Source organism: Pseudomonas sp. ZL2 (genome assembly GCF_054788455.1).
The window spans coordinates 51,064-66,865 of record NZ_JBGOGX010000017.1; the positions used below are offsets into that span (position 1 = coordinate 51,064).

The following is a 15,802-nucleotide window of genomic DNA, read 5'->3' on the forward strand; positions in this document are numbered from 1 at the left end:
CCATGTCGCTCACGCTCGAACATGTCAGCCGTACCGTGGATAACCAGGTGTGCATCGACGATGCCTGCCTGAGCTTCGAGCCCGGCTCGTTCAATGTGCTGCTCGGCCGCACCCTGGCCGGCAAGACCAGCCTCATGCGCCTGATGGCCGGGCTTGATCGGCCGGACCATGGCCGGGTGCTGATGAATGGCGAAGATGTCACCGGCCGCCCGGTGCGCCAGCGCAATGTGTCGATGGTCTATCAGCAGTTCATCAACTACCCGACCCTGAGCGTGTTCGAGAACATTGCCTCACCCTTGCGCCAGGCGCGCATGGCCGAAGCGCTGATCCGCGAGAAAGTCCAGCAGACCGCGCAGATGCTGCGTATCGAGCCGTTTCTGCAACGCTTGCCGCTGGAGCTGTCGGGCGGTCAGCAGCAACGCACGGCCATGGCTCGGGCACTGGTCAAGGACGCCGAACTGATCCTGTTCGATGAGCCGCTGGTGAACCTCGACTACAAGCTGCGTGAAGAGTTGCGCCAGGAGATGCGCGAGCTGTTCGCCGCCCGCCATTGCATTGCCGTGTACGCCACCACCGAACCCAACGAAGCCCTGGCCCTGGGTGGCACCACCACCATCCTCCATGAAGGGCGCATCGTGCAGAGCGGGCCCACTGCCCAGGTCTATCACCAGCCGCGCACGGTGCTGGCCGCCGAGCTGTTTTCCGAGCCGCCGATCAATCTGATGCCCGGGCGTATCAGCGGCAATGAGGTGAGTTTTGCCGGTGCCGTGCATTTCGCCATGAACGCCGATCTGCGCCGCATTGGCGATGGCGATTACCGCTTCGGCGTGCGCCCGAGCCATATCAGCCTGGTGCCGTCCAACGACGATGACCTGGAGCTGGCAGTGCTGGTGGAACTGGCGGAAATCAGCGGCTCGGAAACCTTCCTGCATGTGCGCAACGAGCACTTTCGCCTGGTCCTGCACCTGCCCGGCGTGCACGAGTACCACGTCGATGCGCCGATCCGGGTGTTCATCCCCACCCACAAGCTGTTTGTCTTCGACACCGCCGGGCAACTGGTGCAGGCGCCGGGCCTGCGTGAAGCGAGGGTCGCCTGATGGCCGAGATTCGCCTGCAACAGCTGGCGCACAGCTACAGCCGTGACCCGCAGGGCGCTGACGACTATGCCTTGCGCGAGCTCGAACATGTCTGGGAGCAGGGCGGTGCCTATGCCTTGCTCGGGCCTTCGGGGTGCGGCAAATCCACGTTGCTCAATATCATTTCCGGGCTGCTCAGCCCGTCCCAGGGCCAGGTATTGTTTGATGGCAAGGTGGTCAACGCGCTGTCGCCGCAGGCCCGCAACATCGCCCAGGTGTTCCAGTTCCCGGTGGTCTACGACACCATGACAGTGTTCGACAACCTGGCCTTTCCGCTGCGCAACCAGGGCCTGGATGAAGTGCGCATCGGCAAGAAGGTGGCAGAGATCGCCGAGGTGCTCGACCTGGGTAACCTGTTGAAGAAGAAAGCCCGCAACCTCAGCGCCGATGAGAAGCAGAAGGTCTCCATGGGCCGCGGCCTGGTGCGCGACGACGTCTCGGCGATCCTCTTCGACGAGCCGCTGACGGTGATCGACCCGCACCTTAAATGGAAGCTGCGGCGCAAGCTCAAGCAGATCCATGAGCAGTTCAACATCACCATGATCTACGTCACCCACGATCAGCTCGAAGCCTCGACCTTCGCTGACAAGATCGCGGTGATGTATGGCGGGCAGATCGTCCAGTTCGGCACCCCGCGCGAGTTGTTCGAACGGCCGCGCCACACCTTTGTCGGTTACTTCATCGGCAGCCCGGGGATGAACCTGATCCCGGTGCAGGTGCAGCCCGGCGGGGTCGGCTTTGCCGGCATCCACCTGCCATGGCCTGGGGATCTGCAGGAGCGCCTGGCGGCGAGCAACACCACGCACCTGCAGGTGGGCATCCGCCCGGAATTCGTCCAGGTCTGGGACGCGCCGTTCGACGAAGGCTTCAGCGCCCGGGTGGTGGATGTCGAAGACCTGGGGACCTACAAGATTCTCAGCCTCGACCTGCAAGGCGTGCCGCTCAAAGTGCGCCTGGGCGAGGACCGCACCTTGCCGGTGGGCCAGGCCTGGATCAGTTTTCCGGCGCAGTGGCTGATGCTCTATGCCGATGACGTGCTGCTGGAGGCCCGGCCATGAACAAGGTGCCCAACAACAAGGCCTGGTGGCTGGTGCTGCCGGTGTTTTTGCTGGTGGCCTTCAGCGCCGTGGTACCGATGATGACCGTGGTCAACTACTCGGTGCAGGACATTTTCGACCAGTCCAGCCGCTACTTCGTTGGCGCCGACTGGTACCGCCAGGTGCTGCAGGACCCGCGCCTGCACGACTCCCTGCTGCGCCAGTTCATCTACTCGGCCTGCGTGCTGCTGATCGAAATCCCCCTGGGGATCGCCGTCGCCCTGACCATGCCGACCAAGGGCCGCTGGTCGTCCCTGTGCCTGATCGTCATGGCCATTCCGCTGCTGATCCCGTGGAACGTGGTCGGCACCATCTGGCAGATTTTCGGCCGTGCCGATATCGGCCTGCTGGGTGCTTCACTCAACCAGCTGGGCATCAACTACAACTATGCCGCCAACACCATGGACGCCTGGGTCACAGTGCTGGTGATGGACGTCTGGCACTGGACCTCGCTGGTGGCGCTGCTGTGTTACTCCGGCCTGCGCGCAATTCCCGACGTGTATTACCAGGCGGCGCGCATCGACCGCGCTTCGGCCTGGGCGGTGTTCCGGCATATCCAGTTGCCGAAGATGAAGAACGTGCTGTTGATCGCGGTGATGCTGCGCTTCATGGACAGCTTCATGATCTACACCGAGCCGTTCGTGCTCACCGGTGGCGGGCCGGGCAATGCCACTACTTTCCTCAGCCAGACCCTGACGCAGATGGCGGTCGGGCAGTTCGACCTGGGACCTGCGGCGGCGTTCTCGCTGGTGTACTTCCTGATCATTCTGCTGGTGTCATGGCTGTTCTATACCGCCATGACCCATGCCGACAAACAGTAGGGGCCGCCCATGAACCTGCGCAAGACGCTGCCGCTGCTGCTGTATATCCTGTTCCTGCTGGTGCCGATCTACTGGCTGCTGAACATGTCATTCAAGAGCAACACCGAGATCCTCGGCGGCCTGACCCTGTGGCCGCAGAACTTCACCTTCGACAACTACCGGGTGATCTTCACCGACCCCAGTTGGTACAGCGGCTACATCAACTCGCTGTACTACGTGTGCCTGAACACGGTGATCTCCCTGAGCGTGGCCTTGCCGGCAGCCTATGCCTTCTCGCGCTACCGCTTTCTTGGCGACAAGCACCTGTTCTTCTGGCTGCTGACCAACCGCATGGCGCCACCGGCAGTGTTTCTCCTGCCGTTCTTCCAGCTGTATTCGTCCATCGGCCTGTTCGATACGCACATTGCCGTGGCCCTGGCCCACTGCCTGTTCAACGTTCCGCTGGCGGTGTGGATTCTCGAAGGCTTCATGTCCGGAGTACCGAAGGAAATTGACGAAACCGCCTACATCGACGGCTACAGCTTCCCGCGGTTCTTCGTGAAGATCTTCGTGCCGCTGATTGGCTCCGGCATCGGCGTCACGGCGTTTTTCTGCTTCATGTTTTCCTGGGTCGAACTGCTGCTGGCACGCACCCTGACCTCGGTGAACGCCAAGCCGATTGCCGCGGTGATGACCCGAACGGTGTCGGCCTCGGGAATCGACTGGGGCGTGCTGGCCGCTGCCGGGGTACTGACCATTCTGCCGGGCATGCTGGTGATCTGGTTTGTCCGTAACCATGTCGCCAAGGGCTTTGCCCTGGGCCGGGTCTGAGGAGCGCGCTATGGACTGGATGGCCTGGACTTTGCCAACAACGATCTTCTTCGCCTCGATCGGCCTGTTGCTGCTGGGCATGACGCTGTATGAGCTGCGCCGGCCGTGCGTCGAGCGTCGTGGTTTTCTGCCGATCGCCACCAGCCGTGGCGACCGGTTGTTCATTGGTTTGCTGGTCAGCGCTTACCTGCACCTGCTGGTAATCGGGCTCAGCGACTGGAACCTGTGGGTAGCCTCGCTGCTGTCCCTGGCCTGGCTGTTGGTGGTGATGCGCTGGGGTTAGCCGAGGGCAATCGGCAGGGCTCCGGGAAAATACTCAATCGGGAGATCACAATGTTCGACAACAACAAGAACCGGCGACATTTGACCCTGGCAGCCCTGCTGGTGCTTGGCAGCTTTCACGCCAGTGCCTGGGCCGATGCCTATGAAGATGCCGCCAAGAAGTGGATCGGCAGCGAGTTCAAGCCTTCGACCCTGACTCCCGAGCAGCAGCTTGAAGAGTTGAAGTGGTTCATCAAGGCGTCCGAGCCGTTTCGCGGGATGAAGATCAACGTGGTGTCGGAAACCATCGCCACCCATGAGTACGAGGCCAAGGTGCTGGCCAAGGCTTTCAGCGAGATTACCGGGATCAAGCTGACCCACGACTTGCTGCAGGAAGGCGACGTGGTGGAAAAACTGCAGACGCAGATGCAGTCGGACAAGAATATCTACGACGGTTGGGTCAATGATTCCGACCTGATCGGTACGCACCTTCGCTATGGTAAGACCGAATCCATCACCGACCTGATGGCCAACGAAGGCAAGGACTACACTTCGCCGACCCTGGACCTTAAGGACTTTATCGGCATCTCCTTCACCACCGCGCCGGACGGCAAGATCTATCAACTGCCTGACCAGCAGTTCGCCAACCTCTACTGGTTCCGCGCCGACTGGTTCGACCGCCCCGACCTCAAGGCCAAGTTCAAGGAAAAGTACGGCTACGAGCTGGGCGTGCCGGTGAACTGGTCGGCCTATGAAGACATCGCCAAGTTCTTCAGCGAGGACGTCAAGGAAATCGACGGCAAACGCGTTTACGGGCACATGGACTACGGCAAGAAAGACCCTTCGCTGGGCTGGCGCTTCACCGATGCCTGGTTCTCCATGGCCGGTGGTGGCGACAAGGGCCTGCCCAACGGCTTGCCGGTGGATGAATGGGGCATTCGCGTCGAAGACTGCCATCCGGTCGGCTCCAGCGTTACCCGTGGCGGCGACACCAATGGCCCGGCTGCGGTCTACGCCACGCAAAAATATGTCGACTGGATGCGCGCCTATGCGCCGCCAGAGGCCCAGGGCATGACTTTCTCCGAATCCGGGCCGGTGCCGTCCCAGGGCAACATCGCCCAGCAGATTTTCTGGTACACCGCCTTTACCGCCGACATGACCAAGCCAGGCCTGCCGGTGATGAATGCCGACGGCACACCGAAGTGGCGCATGGCACCGTCGCCCAAGGGGCCGTACTGGGAGGAGGGCATGAAGCTTGGCTATCAGGATGCTGGCTCCTGGACCTTCCTCAAGTCGACGCCAGAGAAGCAGCGCCTGGCCGCCTGGCTATACGCCCAGTTCGTCACCTCCAAGACCGTCTCGCTGAAAAAGACCATTGTCGGGCTGACGCCGATCCGCGAGTCGGACATCAACTCCCAGGCCATGACCGATCTTGCGCCCAAGCTCGGTGGGCTGGTGGAGTTCTACCGCAGCCCGGCGCGGGTGCAATGGACTCCGACCGGCACCAACGTGCCGGACTACCCGCGGCTGGCGCAGCTGTGGTGGAGCCATATCGCCGAGGCGGCGAGTGGCGAGAAGACCCCGCAGGAGGCGCTGGATGGCCTGGCCAAGGATCAGGACCGCATCCTCGAGCGTCTGGAGCGCTCCAAGGCTCAGGCGACTTGCGCACCCAAGCTGAACAAGGAGCGTGATGCCCAGTACTGGTTCGACCAGCCGGGGGCACCGAAGCCGAAACTGGCCAACGAGAAGCCCAAGGGCGAAACCGTGAGCTACAGCGAACTGCTCAAATCCTGGGAGGCTGCACGCAAGTAACCACGCAGGTTGGGTGTAGGAGCGGGCTTGAGCCGCGATGAGCCCCTGACGCCAGGCACAAAAAAAACGGCACCTTCACCGGTGCCGTTTCTTATCCCGCCATCAGCACTTACTTATGCAGTGCTTCGGCCGCATACAAAGTGTTCTCCAGCAGGCACGCGCGGGTCATCGGCCCGACGCCACCCGGCACCGGAGTGATCCAGCCAGCGCGGGGCAGGGCAGTCTCGTAGACCACATCGCCAACCAGCTTGCCATCTTCCTGACGGTTGATGCCGACGTCGATGACGATCGCGCCTTCCTTGATCCACTCGCCCTTGACCAGGCCCGGCTTGCCGGCGGCGACTACCACCAGGTCGGCACGGCCAACGTGGCCGGCCAGGTCCTTGGTGAAGCGGTGGGTGACGGTCACGGTGCAACCGGCCAGCAGCAGTTCCATGGCCATCGGCCGGCCAACGATGTTGGAGGCGCCGACGACAACCGCGTTCATGCCGTACAGGTCCTGACCGGTGCTTTCCAGCAGGGTCATGATGCCTTTTGGCGTGCACGGGCGCAGCAGCGGGATTCGCTGGGCCAGGCGGCCGACGTTATAAGGATGGAAACCGTCGACGTCCTTGTCCGGGCGAATGCGCTCGAGCAGCAGCGAGGCGTCCAGGTGCGCCGGCAGCGGCAGCTGCAGGAGGATGCCGTCGATGTTCGGGTCATCGTTAAGGCGATCGATCAGCTCGGTCAGGGCTTGCTGCGTGGTATCGCTGGGCAGGTCGAAGGCCTGGGAGATAAAGCCGACCTCTTCGCAATCCTTGCGCTTGTGCGAGACATAGACTTGAGAAGCGGGGTCGGTGCCGACCAGGATCACCGCCAGGCCAGGCGTACGCAGGCCTTGCTGGCGACGCTCCACGACACGTTGGGCGATCTGCTGGCGCAGGCTGGCGGCGATCGCCTTGCCGTCGATAAGGTGTGCAGTCATGACGCGTGATTAACCATCGAGAGGGAATAAAAAGAGCGCGCATTCTCGCATGAAGGGGCCCGAGGGCAAAGGCGCTTGGTCCGGCAATTGCCCTAAGCCCTTCAATAAAATGAATTTTTTTCAAAAAATAGTTGACGACTTTGCCACTCGTCTATAACATTCGTCGCACTTGTCGGGCAGAGCCTAGCACTGGTTAGCAAGGTCAGGCAGAATGAGCGGATTTTTAGCTTGTTCGGTACGGCTAAAAGTTAATTTGTAATCGTAACAGAAAGCAGATTAAATATGCGCCCGTAGCTCAGCTGGATAGAGCATCCGCCTTCTAAGCGGATGGTCGCAGGTTCGAGTCCTGCCGGGTGCGCCAATCGGCAGCTTTGGCACAAGTAAAGCGGTAACTGCAATATGGTGGACGTAGCTCAGTTGGTAGAGCGCAGGATTGTGATTCCTGTGGTCGTGGGTTCGATTCCCATCGTCCACCCCATATTCCCAAAGGCGCCCGATGAAAATCCGGCGCCTTTGTTTTAAGCGTTTCATGCGGACGTGGTGAAATTGGTAGACACACTGGATTTAGGTTCCAGCGGCGCAAGCTGTAAGAGTTCGAGTCTCTTCGTCCGCACCATCCAAACTTCACCGCCCTTCGCTGAAGTGCGTGAATGTACCAACAGGCGGCTTTGACACAAGCAAAGCGGCCAATGCAATATGGTGGACGTAGCTCAGTTGGTAGAGCGCAGGATTGTGATTCCTGTGGTCGTGGGTTCGATTCCCATCGTCCACCCCATATTCCCAAAGGCGCCCGATGAAAATCCGGCGCCTTTGTTTTAAGCGTTTCATGCGGACGTGGTGAAATTGGTAGACACACTGGATTTAGGTTCCAGCGGCGCAAGCTGTAAGAGTTCGAGTCTCTTCGTCCGCACCATCCAAGCTTTCACCGCTCTTCGTTGAAGTGCGTGAACGCCTCGAAAAAGCCGCCTTGTGCGGCTTTTTTCGTTTCTGGGGTTCATGCCTCGGTGCAATTAACGAAGGTCATTGAGTGCTGCCAGGGGCGACGGGCGCCATACGGTTCGGGCGGGTGTTGATCGCAACCTGGGGTGGGTGCTGCGTTATTGGGCTTCGACAGCAGGTTCAGTGCCAGAGGTCACGGTGCTGCTCACGACAGTGTCTGGCCCGCTCGTTTCACCGCAGGCTTCCTCGCTGATGGCCCTGGCCAGCGATCCCTTGAAGATAGGGGTGGATTCCTTGTCGGCGACTGCGCTTTTCAGGTCCTCCAGCGAAGTACCCGAGCCCAGGAAGCGTACGGTGCGGTTTGTGCAATCGATCTGGCGAGCGCTGTAGCTGGTGCCGCTCAAGCCGACGCGCTGGGTGATGACTGTGCGCTCGGCCGCATCCCCGGTCATGCTCACGATCGAATAGCGTGCATCAGGGTCGAATGACGCCTCCAGCAAAGTGGCGTTGGCAGTTAGGCAGGTGAGTGCCAGGCAGCTGGCGGCGAGCAGTTTGTTCGGCACGGGGGTCATCCTTGCAGTGGTGCTGGTCATTCCATTGAGTTGGTAGGTAGGAATGAAAAGTATTACCGATATGGCGTATTGCTAGCTTATCGGGCTGTCGGGGCCTGGACAATTGGTCGAGGCGTCGGCCTCGGGTATTTCCGACAGCCGGAATGGATTATTCTGACATCTTTTTACGCTCTGGTGACAATCGACCAAAAGCTGATAGATTTCAGCCGGTTGAAACAGTGATCGGGCGTCCGGTCGCAGGAAGGAAGAGCAAGATGATTTCACTTGAACGCCAGGCCATCGCCCTGCAGCGCTATCTCGATGCCAATCCGCAGATGCGTGAGGAAATCGCCGGGCTTAGCGAGCACGAGCAGGCTCAGCAGGTCCTTTGGGCCTTCGAGGATGCCGCGCAGGAGCAGGGGGTTGAACCTTGGGAGTTGACCCTGCAACTGATCGCCGAATCCCCTGAGGAGCTTGAGGTCATGCGCCTTGAGGTGCACCGCGAAGCTGCCGAAGCCTTGGGGATGGACTGGGAAGGGTATTGCGTGATCAACGAAATCGAGCTGAAGCCATAACGCCGTCGCTCGGTTTTGTAGTGTTTTGACAAGAATTATCAGCGGGCCCGCAGGCGGGGCGGTCACGACTGCAAGTGTGCTGTCCAGGCCTTGGCCTGCTTGTGTTGAGGGGCTTCAGGCAGGGTTTTTGCCGAGGCCTGTAAATGAAATGGACCGGCGTGCTTTTCCGTCGTCCTGAACGGGGTGACTTCTGGCCTTTGAGCCACTAGAATGCTTGCCCTTGATTCTGGAGTCGGGTATCGCCGGCTAACGTCTGTGCAACGAGGAATATCCATGCAAGTTTCTGTTGAAAATACTTCTGCTCTCGAGCGCCGCATGACCATCGCCGTTCCGGCCGAGCGCGTCGAGACCGAAGTCAACAAGCGTCTGCAACAGACTGCCCGTCGTGCCAAGGTCCCAGGCTTCCGTCCTGGCAAAGTGCCGATGAGCGTGATCCGTCAGCGCTACGAAGACGCCGCCCGTCAGGAAGCCTTCGGCGACCTGGTACAGGCTTCCTTCTACGAAGCCGTGGTCGAGCAGAAGCTGAACCCGGCTGGCGCCCCTGCCGTCGAGCCAAAATCGTTCGAAAAAGGCAAGGACCTGGAATACGTCGCCATTTTCGAAGTGTTCCCTGAGTTCACCGTTGCCGGTTTCGAGTCGATCGCCGTCGAGCGCCTGAGCGCCGAAGTGGCTGACGCCGATCTGGACAACATGCTGGAAGTGCTGCGCAAGCAGAACGTTCGTTTCGAAGCCGCCGACCGCGCTGCCCAGAACGAAGACCAGCTGAACATCGATTTCGTCGGCAAGGTCGACGGTGAAGTGTTCGCCGGTGGTTCGGCCAAGGGCACCCAGCTGGTGCTGGGTTCCGGCCGCATGATCCCGGGCTTCGAAGAAGGCCTGGTTGGCGCCAAGGCCGGTGAAGAGCGCGTTCTGAACCTGACCTTCCCAGAGGATTATCAGAACCTCGACCTGGCTGGCAAGACCGCCGAGTTCACCGTGACCGTCAATAGCGTTGCCGAGCCAAAGCTGCCTGAGCTGACCGAAGAGTTCTTCGCCCAGTTCGGCATCAAGGAAGCAACCCTGGAAGGTTTCCGCACCGAAGTTCGCAAGAACATGGAGCGTGAACTGCGTCAGGCGATCAAGACCAAGGTCAAGAACCAGGTAATGGACGGCCTGCTGGCTGCCAACCCGATCGAAGTGCCAAAAGCCCTGCTGGAAAACGAAGTGAACCGCCTGCGCGTTCAAGCCGTTCAGCAGTTCGGTGGCAACATCAAGCCTGAGCAACTGCCGGCTGAACTGTTCGAAGAGCAAGCCAAGCGCCGCGTCGTGCTGGGCCTGATCGTCGCCGAAGTGGTCAAGCAATTCGACCTCAAGCCAGACGACGCCCGCGTTCGCGAGATGATCCAGGAAATGGCCTCGGCCTACCAGGAGCCTGAGCAGGTCGTGGCTTGGTACTACAAGAACGACCAGCAACTGAACGAAGTCCGTTCGGTTGTGCTGGAAGAACAAGTTGTGGATACTGTTCTGCAGAAAGCGACTGTGACCGACAAATCGGTCTCGTACGAAGACGCCGTAAAACCAGCCCAGGCCCCTGCCGCCGCTGAGTAATACGCCAGCTTCGTAGGAAAACACCACAAGCCAGCCTTCGAGCTGGCTTGTGCGTATTCAAGACATGACTATTTGGGAGTGAGTGCAGGACATGTCCCGCAATTCTTATTATCAGCAGAGCTCTGACATCCAGGCCGCAGGCGGCCTGGTCCCGATGGTTATCGAGCAATCCGCTCGTGGCGAACGCGCCTATGACATCTACTCGCGCCTTCTTAAGGAGCGGGTGATCTTCCTGGTCGGCCCGGTAGAGGACTACATGGCCAACCTGGTTGCGGCGCAGATGCTGTTCCTTGAAGCGGAAAACCCGGACAAGGATATCCATCTCTACATCAACTCGCCGGGCGGTTCGGTGACTGCCGGTATGTCGATCTACGACACCATGCAGTTCATCAAGCCGGACGTCTCGACCATCTGCATCGGCCAGGCCTGCAGCATGGGCGCCTTCCTGCTGGCTGCGGGTGCCAAAGGCAAGCGTCATTGCCTGCCGAACTCGCGGGTGATGATTCACCAGCCACTGGGCGGTTTCCAGGGTCAGGCGACGGATATCGAGATCCACGCCAAGGAAATCCTTTCCATCAAGTCGCGTCTGAACGAATTGCTGGCCTACCACACAGGTCAAGACCTGGAGACCATCAAGCGTGACACCGAGCGCGACAATTTCATGAGCGCCGAGCGCGCAGCCGAATACGGCTTGATCGACTCGGTCTACGACAAGCGGCAACTGGCCTCCTGAATCCGGGTGCCAGAGCAGGCGGGCGCGCATTGCGCCTACCTGCGGACTTGAAAAAGCCCGCAATTGCCTTCATCTTGTGTTGCAAGCCTACCGGATTGGATCGATCGAATGACTGACACCCGTAACGGCGAGGACAACGGCAAATTGCTCTATTGCTCCTTCTGCGGCAAAAGCCAGCACGAAGTGCGCAAGTTGATTGCCGGCCCCTCGGTATTTATCTGCGACGAGTGCGTCGACCTGTGCAATGACATCATCCGTGAGGAGGTGCAGGAAGCCCAGGCCGAAAGCAGCGCGCATAAACTGCCTTCGCCGAAAGAAATCAGCACCATCCTGGACCAGTACGTCATTGGTCAGGAGCGTGCGAAAAAGGTACTGGCGGTAGCGGTATACAACCACTACAAGCGCCTGAATCAACGCGACAAGAAGAACGACGATGTCGAGCTCGGCAAGAGTAACATCCTGCTGATCGGTCCGACGGGCTCGGGTAAGACCCTGCTCGCCGAAACCCTCGCGCGTCTGTTGAATGTACCGTTCACCATCGCCGACGCCACCACCCTGACCGAAGCCGGTTACGTGGGTGAAGACGTCGAGAACATCATTCAGAAACTGCTGCAGAAGTGCGACTACGACGTGGAAAAGGCCCAGATGGGCATTGTCTACATCGACGAGATCGACAAGATCTCGCGCAAGTCGGACAACCCCTCGATCACCCGTGACGTTTCGGGCGAGGGCGTGCAGCAGGCGCTGCTCAAGCTGATCGAAGGCACGGTCGCTTCGGTTCCGCCGCAAGGTGGCCGCAAGCACCCGCAGCAGGAATTCCTGCAGGTCGATACGCGTAACATCCTGTTTATCTGTGGCGGTGCGTTCTCAGGCCTCGAAAAGGTCATCCAGGCACGCTCCACCCGCGGCGGCATCGGCTTTGGTGCCGAAGTGCGCAGCAAGCAGGAAGGCAAGAAGGTTGGCGAGTCGCTGCGTGAAGTCGAGCCTGACGATCTGGTCAAGTTCGGTCTGATTCCGGAGTTTGTCGGTCGTCTGCCGGTTCTGGCTACACTCGACGAGCTGGACGAAGCGGCATTGATGCAGATTCTGACCGAGCCGAAGAACGCCCTGACCAAGCAGTACGCCAAGCTGTTCGAAATGGAAGGCGTGGACCTGGAGTTCCGCAGCGATGCGCTCAAATCAGTGGCCCGCAAGGCCCTGGAGCGCAAGACCGGGGCCCGTGGCCTGCGTTCGATCCTCGAAGGCATTCTGCTCGACACCATGTACGAGATTCCTTCGCAGAAGGATGTCAGCAAGGTGGTGATCGACGAGAGCGTCATTGATGGCTCTTCGCAGCCGCTGTTGATCTACGAGAACAGCGAGCCGCAAGCCAAGGCTGCACCCGACGTCTGAGTCGCCATGCGGCTCGATTCAAGCAAGGGGCCTTCGGGCCCCTTTGCTTTTCCTGTCGCAGAGCTTGTTTTTTTGCGGGCCTGCCCCCACATTAACTCCACGCTCAAATTCCATCGGTTTCCGGCCATAAGGCCGCTGTAGAGGCGAAATCATGAAGACCACCCTCGACTTGCCTCTCCTGCCATTGCGCGATGTCGTCGTCTATCCGCACATGGTCATCCCACTGTTCGTGGGGCGCGAGAAGTCCATCGAGGCCCTTGAGGCCGCGATGACGGGCGAGAAGCAGATCCTTCTGCTGGCCCAGAAGAACCCCGCTGACGACGATCCAGGCGAAGATGCCCTGTACCGCGTCGGTACCATCGCCACCGTCCTGCAACTGCTGAAACTGCCCGATGGCACCGTCAAGGTGCTGGTCGAAGGCGAACAGCGCGGTGCGGTCGAGCGTTTCAACGAAGTTGACGGGCACATTCGTGCCGAAGTCTCGCTGATCGACGAGTCCCAGGCTGCCGAGCGCGAGTCTGAAGTCTTCGTCCGTAGCTTGCTGTCACAATTTGAACAATATGTTCAGCTGGGCAAGAAAGTCCCGGCTGAAGTCCTTTCGTCGCTCAACAGCATCGACGAACCCGGTCGTCTGGTCGACACCATGGCAGCGCACATGGCGCTGAAGATCGAACAGAAGCAGGAAATCCTCGAAATCCTCGACCTGTCTGCCCGTGTCGAACACGTGCTGGCGCTGCTGGATGCCGAAATCGACCTGCTGCAGGTCGAGAAGCGTATCCGTGGCCGGGTCAAGAAACAGATGGAGCGCAGCCAGCGCGAGTACTACCTGAATGAGCAGATGAAGGCCATTCAGAAAGAGCTCGGCGACAGCGAAGAAGGTCACAACGAAGTCGAAGAGCTGAAAAAGCGCCTCGACGCCGCTGGCCTGCCAAAGGATGCCTATGCCAAGGCCCAGGCCGAGCTGAACAAGCTCAAGCAGATGTCGCCGATGTCGGCCGAAGCCACCGTGGTGCGTTCCTACCTCGACTGGCTGGTGCAGGTGCCGTGGAAGGCTCAGAGCAAGGTGCGCCTGGACCTGGCCAAGGCCGAGGAAATCCTCGACGCCGACCACTACGGGCTGGAAGAGGTCAAGGAGCGCATCCTTGAGTACCTCGCCGTGCAGAAGCGGGTGAAAAAGATCCGTGGCCCGGTACTGTGCCTGGTAGGGCCGCCTGGCGTGGGTAAAACCTCGCTGGCCGAGTCGATCGCCAGTGCCACCAACCGCAAGTTCGTGCGCATGGCCCTCGGTGGCGTGCGTGATGAAGCCGAGATTCGCGGCCACCGCCGTACCTACATCGGTTCGATGCCCGGTCGTCTGATTCAGAAAATGACCAAGGTTGGCGTGCGCAACCCGCTGTTCCTGCTCGACGAAATCGACAAGATGGGCAGCGACATGCGTGGCGATCCTGCCTCGGCGCTGCTGGAGGTACTCGACCCCGAGCAGAACCACAACTTCAACGATCACTACCTGGAAGTCGACTACGACCTCTCGGACGTGATGTTCCTCTGCACCTCCAACTCGATGAACATCCCGCCAGCGTTGCTGGACCGGATGGAGGTCATCCGTCTGCCGGGTTACACCGAGGACGAGAAGATCAACATCGCGGTCAAGTACCTGTCGCCCAAGCAGATCAAGGCCAACGGCCTGAAGAAGGGCGAGCTGGAGGTAGACGTCTCGGCAATCCGCGACATCATCCGCTATTACACCCGCGAAGCCGGTGTGCGGGGCCTGGAGCGCCAGATTGCGAAGATCTGCCGCAAGGTGGTCAAGGAGCACTCCGGGCTCAAGCAAGTGGCGGTGAAGGTCACGGGCGAGCAGCTCGAGCACTACCTTGGCGTGCGCAAATACCGCTACGGTCTGGCCGAGCAGCAGGATCAGGTCGGTCAGGTCACTGGCCTTGCCTGGACCCAGGTGGGCGGTGAGCTGTTGACCATCGAGGCCGCGGTCATTCCGGGCAAGGGCCAGCTGATCAAGACCGGTTCGCTCGGTGATGTGATGGTCGAGTCCATCACTGCCGCGCAAACCGTGGTGCGCAGCCGGGCCAGGAGCCTGGGGATTCCTGCTGACTTCCACGAGAAGCGCGACACCCACATCCACATGCCCGAAGGTGCCACGCCCAAGGATGGTCCAAGTGCCGGTATCGGCATGTGCACCGCTCTGGTCTCGGCCCTGACCCAGATCCCGGTGCGTGCCGATGTGGCGATGACTGGCGAGATTACCCTGCGTGGTCAAGTGCTGGCGATTGGCGGTTTGAAGGAAAAACTGCTGGCCGCGCACCGTGGTGGAATCAAGACGGTGATCATTCCGGAAGAGAATGTGCGTGATCTGAAGGAAATTCCTGAGAATATTAAGCAGGATCTGCAGATTAAACCGGTCAAATGGATTGACGAAGTCCTCCAAATTGCGCTGCAATACGCCCCGGAGCCCTTGCCCGATGTGGCTCCGGAGATTGTCGCCAAGGATGAAAAGCGCGACAGCGATTCCAAGGAAAGAATCAGCACACATTAGTACGTATTTGGCTGGGGGGCTTTCTTGACAGTATTTTCAGGCCCTTGTTATAAAGCGGCACTTAAGTGTCAACAGGCCACCCAGCGCTCGTTTAGCTTTTCATTACATACTTAGAAACAAACTCAATAGAGATATAAGGGGACTTAGAGTGAACAAGTCGGAACTGATTGACGCTATCGCCGCATCTGCTGATATTTCGAAAGCTGCCGCTGGCAAAGCGCTGGACGCAGTAATTGATTCCGTCACCGGCGCCCTGAAGGCAGGTGACTCCGTGGTACTGGTAGGTTTCGGTACCTTCTCCGTCACCGACCGTCCAGCTCGCACCGGCCGCAACCCGCAAACCGGCAAGACCCTGGAAATCCCTGCCGCCAAGAAGCCTGGCTTCAAGGCTGGCAAGGCACTGAAAGAAGCCGTCAACTAAGTCGCTTCCTTCAGGCTCACGCCTAACCGAGCCAGGCTCACGCCTGGGCCGGCTGCCGAGCGCCGGGAGGCCTGATATCAGGTTCCCGGCGCTCGGCCAGTTACGAGAAGGCGCATCCTCGGATGCGCCTTTCTTCTATCAGGACTCTACCCACG

14 protein-coding genes and 5 tRNA genes are annotated in these 15,802 nt (G+C 59.9%); 17 read left to right on the plus strand and 2 right to left on the minus strand.

Annotated elements, in window-relative coordinates:
- Positions 1-2: 2 nt before the first annotated feature.
- The 6 genes from ABM562_RS14265 to ABM562_RS14290 are packed head-to-tail and all read left to right on the plus strand — an operon-like array spanning position 3 to position 5,937.
- The gene (locus ABM562_RS14265) at positions 3-1,097 is read left to right on the plus strand and encodes an ABC transporter ATP-binding protein (RefSeq protein ID WP_346616615.1); all 1,095 of its coding nucleotides are present in this window, start codon (positions 3-5) and stop codon (positions 1,095-1,097) included.
- Entirely contained in the window at positions 1,097-2,194 is a 1,098-nt protein-coding gene (locus ABM562_RS14270; protein ID WP_460422400.1) for an ABC transporter ATP-binding protein, read from the plus strand. Before ABM562_RS14265 ends, ABM562_RS14270 begins: the two co-directional genes overlap by 1 nt.
- A complete protein-coding gene (locus ABM562_RS14275; protein WP_115087909.1) occupies positions 2,191-3,054 on the plus strand; it encodes a carbohydrate ABC transporter permease in 864 nt (287 codons plus the stop codon). Before ABM562_RS14270 ends, ABM562_RS14275 begins: the two co-directional genes overlap by 4 nt.
- Positions 3,055-3,063: 9 nt before the next feature.
- The gene (locus tag ABM562_RS14280; RefSeq protein WP_010224614.1) at positions 3,064-3,864 is read left to right on the plus strand and encodes a carbohydrate ABC transporter permease; all 801 of its coding nucleotides are present in this window, start codon (positions 3,064-3,066) and stop codon (positions 3,862-3,864) included.
- A gap of 10 nt (positions 3,865-3,874) precedes the next feature.
- A complete protein-coding gene (locus ABM562_RS14285) occupies positions 3,875-4,147 on the plus strand; it encodes a DUF2160 domain-containing protein (protein WP_115087908.1) in 273 nt (90 codons plus the stop codon).
- 50 nt (positions 4,148-4,197) lie between these two features.
- The gene (locus tag ABM562_RS14290) at positions 4,198-5,937 is read left to right on the plus strand and encodes an ABC transporter substrate-binding protein (protein ID WP_036994421.1); all 1,740 of its coding nucleotides are present in this window, start codon (positions 4,198-4,200) and stop codon (positions 5,935-5,937) included.
- Between the two features lie 109 nt (positions 5,938-6,046).
- On the opposite strand, the gene folD is transcribed toward ABM562_RS14290, so the two are convergent.
- Positions 6,047-6,901 (minus strand): bifunctional methylenetetrahydrofolate dehydrogenase/methenyltetrahydrofolate cyclohydrolase FolD, encoded by an 855-nt coding sequence (gene folD, locus ABM562_RS14295; RefSeq protein WP_115087907.1) that lies wholly within the window; start codon positions 6,899-6,901, stop codon positions 6,047-6,049.
- Between the two features lie 284 nt (positions 6,902-7,185).
- On the opposite strand from folD, the gene ABM562_RS14300 reads away from it, so the two are divergent.
- The 5 genes from ABM562_RS14300 (at position 7,186) to ABM562_RS14320 (ending at position 7,814) form a co-directional block, all read left to right on the plus strand.
- Positions 7,186-7,262, plus strand: a tRNA-Arg gene (locus tag ABM562_RS14300).
- A 41-nt stretch (positions 7,263-7,303) separates the two neighbouring features.
- Positions 7,304-7,379 (plus strand) — tRNA-His (locus ABM562_RS14305).
- Between the two features lie 53 nt (positions 7,380-7,432).
- Positions 7,433-7,517, plus strand: a tRNA-Leu gene (locus tag ABM562_RS14310).
- Positions 7,518-7,600: 83 nt separating this feature from the next.
- Positions 7,601-7,676, plus strand: a tRNA-His gene (locus ABM562_RS14315).
- A gap of 53 nt (positions 7,677-7,729) precedes the next feature.
- Positions 7,730-7,814: transfer RNA gene (locus tag ABM562_RS14320), tRNA-Leu, on the plus strand.
- Between the two features lie 184 nt (positions 7,815-7,998).
- Here ABM562_RS14320 and ABM562_RS14325 read toward each other — a convergent pair.
- Positions 7,999-8,403: a hypothetical protein gene (locus ABM562_RS14325; RefSeq protein WP_115087906.1), complete on the minus strand. Its 405-nt coding sequence runs from the start codon at positions 8,401-8,403 to the stop codon at positions 7,999-8,001.
- A 263-nt stretch (positions 8,404-8,666) separates the two neighbouring features.
- Here ABM562_RS14325 and ABM562_RS14330 point away from each other — a divergent pair, with 263 nt between their 5' ends.
- From ABM562_RS14330 to ABM562_RS14355, 6 genes are all read left to right on the plus strand, one after another.
- A complete protein-coding gene (locus tag ABM562_RS14330) occupies positions 8,667-8,966 on the plus strand; it encodes a DUF6388 family protein (RefSeq protein ID WP_115087905.1) in 300 nt (99 codons plus the stop codon).
- Between the two features lie 273 nt (positions 8,967-9,239).
- Positions 9,240-10,553: a trigger factor gene (gene tig, locus ABM562_RS14335; RefSeq protein ID WP_134063468.1), complete on the plus strand. Its 1,314-nt coding sequence runs from the start codon at positions 9,240-9,242 to the stop codon at positions 10,551-10,553.
- Between the two features lie 91 nt (positions 10,554-10,644).
- Positions 10,645-11,286, plus strand: coding sequence for an ATP-dependent Clp endopeptidase proteolytic subunit ClpP (gene clpP / locus ABM562_RS14340; RefSeq protein WP_010224369.1), 642 nt, complete (start codon positions 10,645-10,647; stop codon positions 11,284-11,286).
- Between the two features lie 108 nt (positions 11,287-11,394).
- A complete protein-coding gene (clpX, locus tag ABM562_RS14345; protein WP_010224368.1) occupies positions 11,395-12,678 on the plus strand; it encodes an ATP-dependent Clp protease ATP-binding subunit ClpX in 1,284 nt (427 codons plus the stop codon).
- A gap of 151 nt (positions 12,679-12,829) precedes the next feature.
- On the plus strand, positions 12,830-15,226 hold the full coding sequence (lon, locus tag ABM562_RS14350; RefSeq protein ID WP_115087903.1) for an endopeptidase La: 2,397 nt from the start codon (positions 12,830-12,832) through the stop codon (positions 15,224-15,226).
- Between the two features lie 148 nt (positions 15,227-15,374).
- The gene (locus ABM562_RS14355) at positions 15,375-15,647 is read left to right on the plus strand and encodes an HU family DNA-binding protein (protein WP_115087902.1); all 273 of its coding nucleotides are present in this window, start codon (positions 15,375-15,377) and stop codon (positions 15,645-15,647) included.
- Positions 15,648-15,802: the final 155 nt, after the last annotated feature.

What these genes read in the sequence shown, in the direction of transcription:
- ABM562_RS14265 (WP_346616615.1), top strand. Translation starts at nt 3, where the DNA reads ATGTCGCTCACGCTCGAACATGTCAGCCGTACCGTGGATAACCAGGTG.
- ABM562_RS14270 (WP_460422400.1), top strand. Translation starts at nt 1,097, where the DNA reads ATGGCCGAGATTCGCCTGCAACAGCTGGCGCACAGCTACAGCCGTGAC.
- ABM562_RS14275 (WP_115087909.1), top strand. Translation starts at nt 2,191, where the DNA reads ATGAACAAGGTGCCCAACAACAAGGCCTGGTGGCTGGTGCTGCCGGTG.
- ABM562_RS14280 (WP_010224614.1), top strand. Translation starts at nt 3,064, where the DNA reads ATGAACCTGCGCAAGACGCTGCCGCTGCTGCTGTATATCCTGTTCCTG.
- ABM562_RS14285 (WP_115087908.1), top strand. Translation starts at nt 3,875, where the DNA reads ATGGACTGGATGGCCTGGACTTTGCCAACAACGATCTTCTTCGCCTCG.
- ABM562_RS14290 (WP_036994421.1), top strand. Translation starts at nt 4,198, where the DNA reads ATGTTCGACAACAACAAGAACCGGCGACATTTGACCCTGGCAGCCCTG.
- folD (WP_115087907.1), bottom strand. Translation starts at nt 6,901, where the DNA reads ATGACTGCACACCTTATCGACGGCAAGGCGATCGCCGCCAGCCTGCGC.
- ABM562_RS14330 (WP_115087905.1), top strand. Translation starts at nt 8,667, where the DNA reads ATGATTTCACTTGAACGCCAGGCCATCGCCCTGCAGCGCTATCTCGAT.
- tig (WP_134063468.1), top strand. Translation starts at nt 9,240, where the DNA reads ATGCAAGTTTCTGTTGAAAATACTTCTGCTCTCGAGCGCCGCATGACC.
- clpP (WP_010224369.1), top strand. Translation starts at nt 10,645, where the DNA reads ATGTCCCGCAATTCTTATTATCAGCAGAGCTCTGACATCCAGGCCGCA.
- clpX (WP_010224368.1), top strand. Translation starts at nt 11,395, where the DNA reads ATGACTGACACCCGTAACGGCGAGGACAACGGCAAATTGCTCTATTGC.
- lon (WP_115087903.1), top strand. Translation starts at nt 12,830, where the DNA reads ATGAAGACCACCCTCGACTTGCCTCTCCTGCCATTGCGCGATGTCGTC.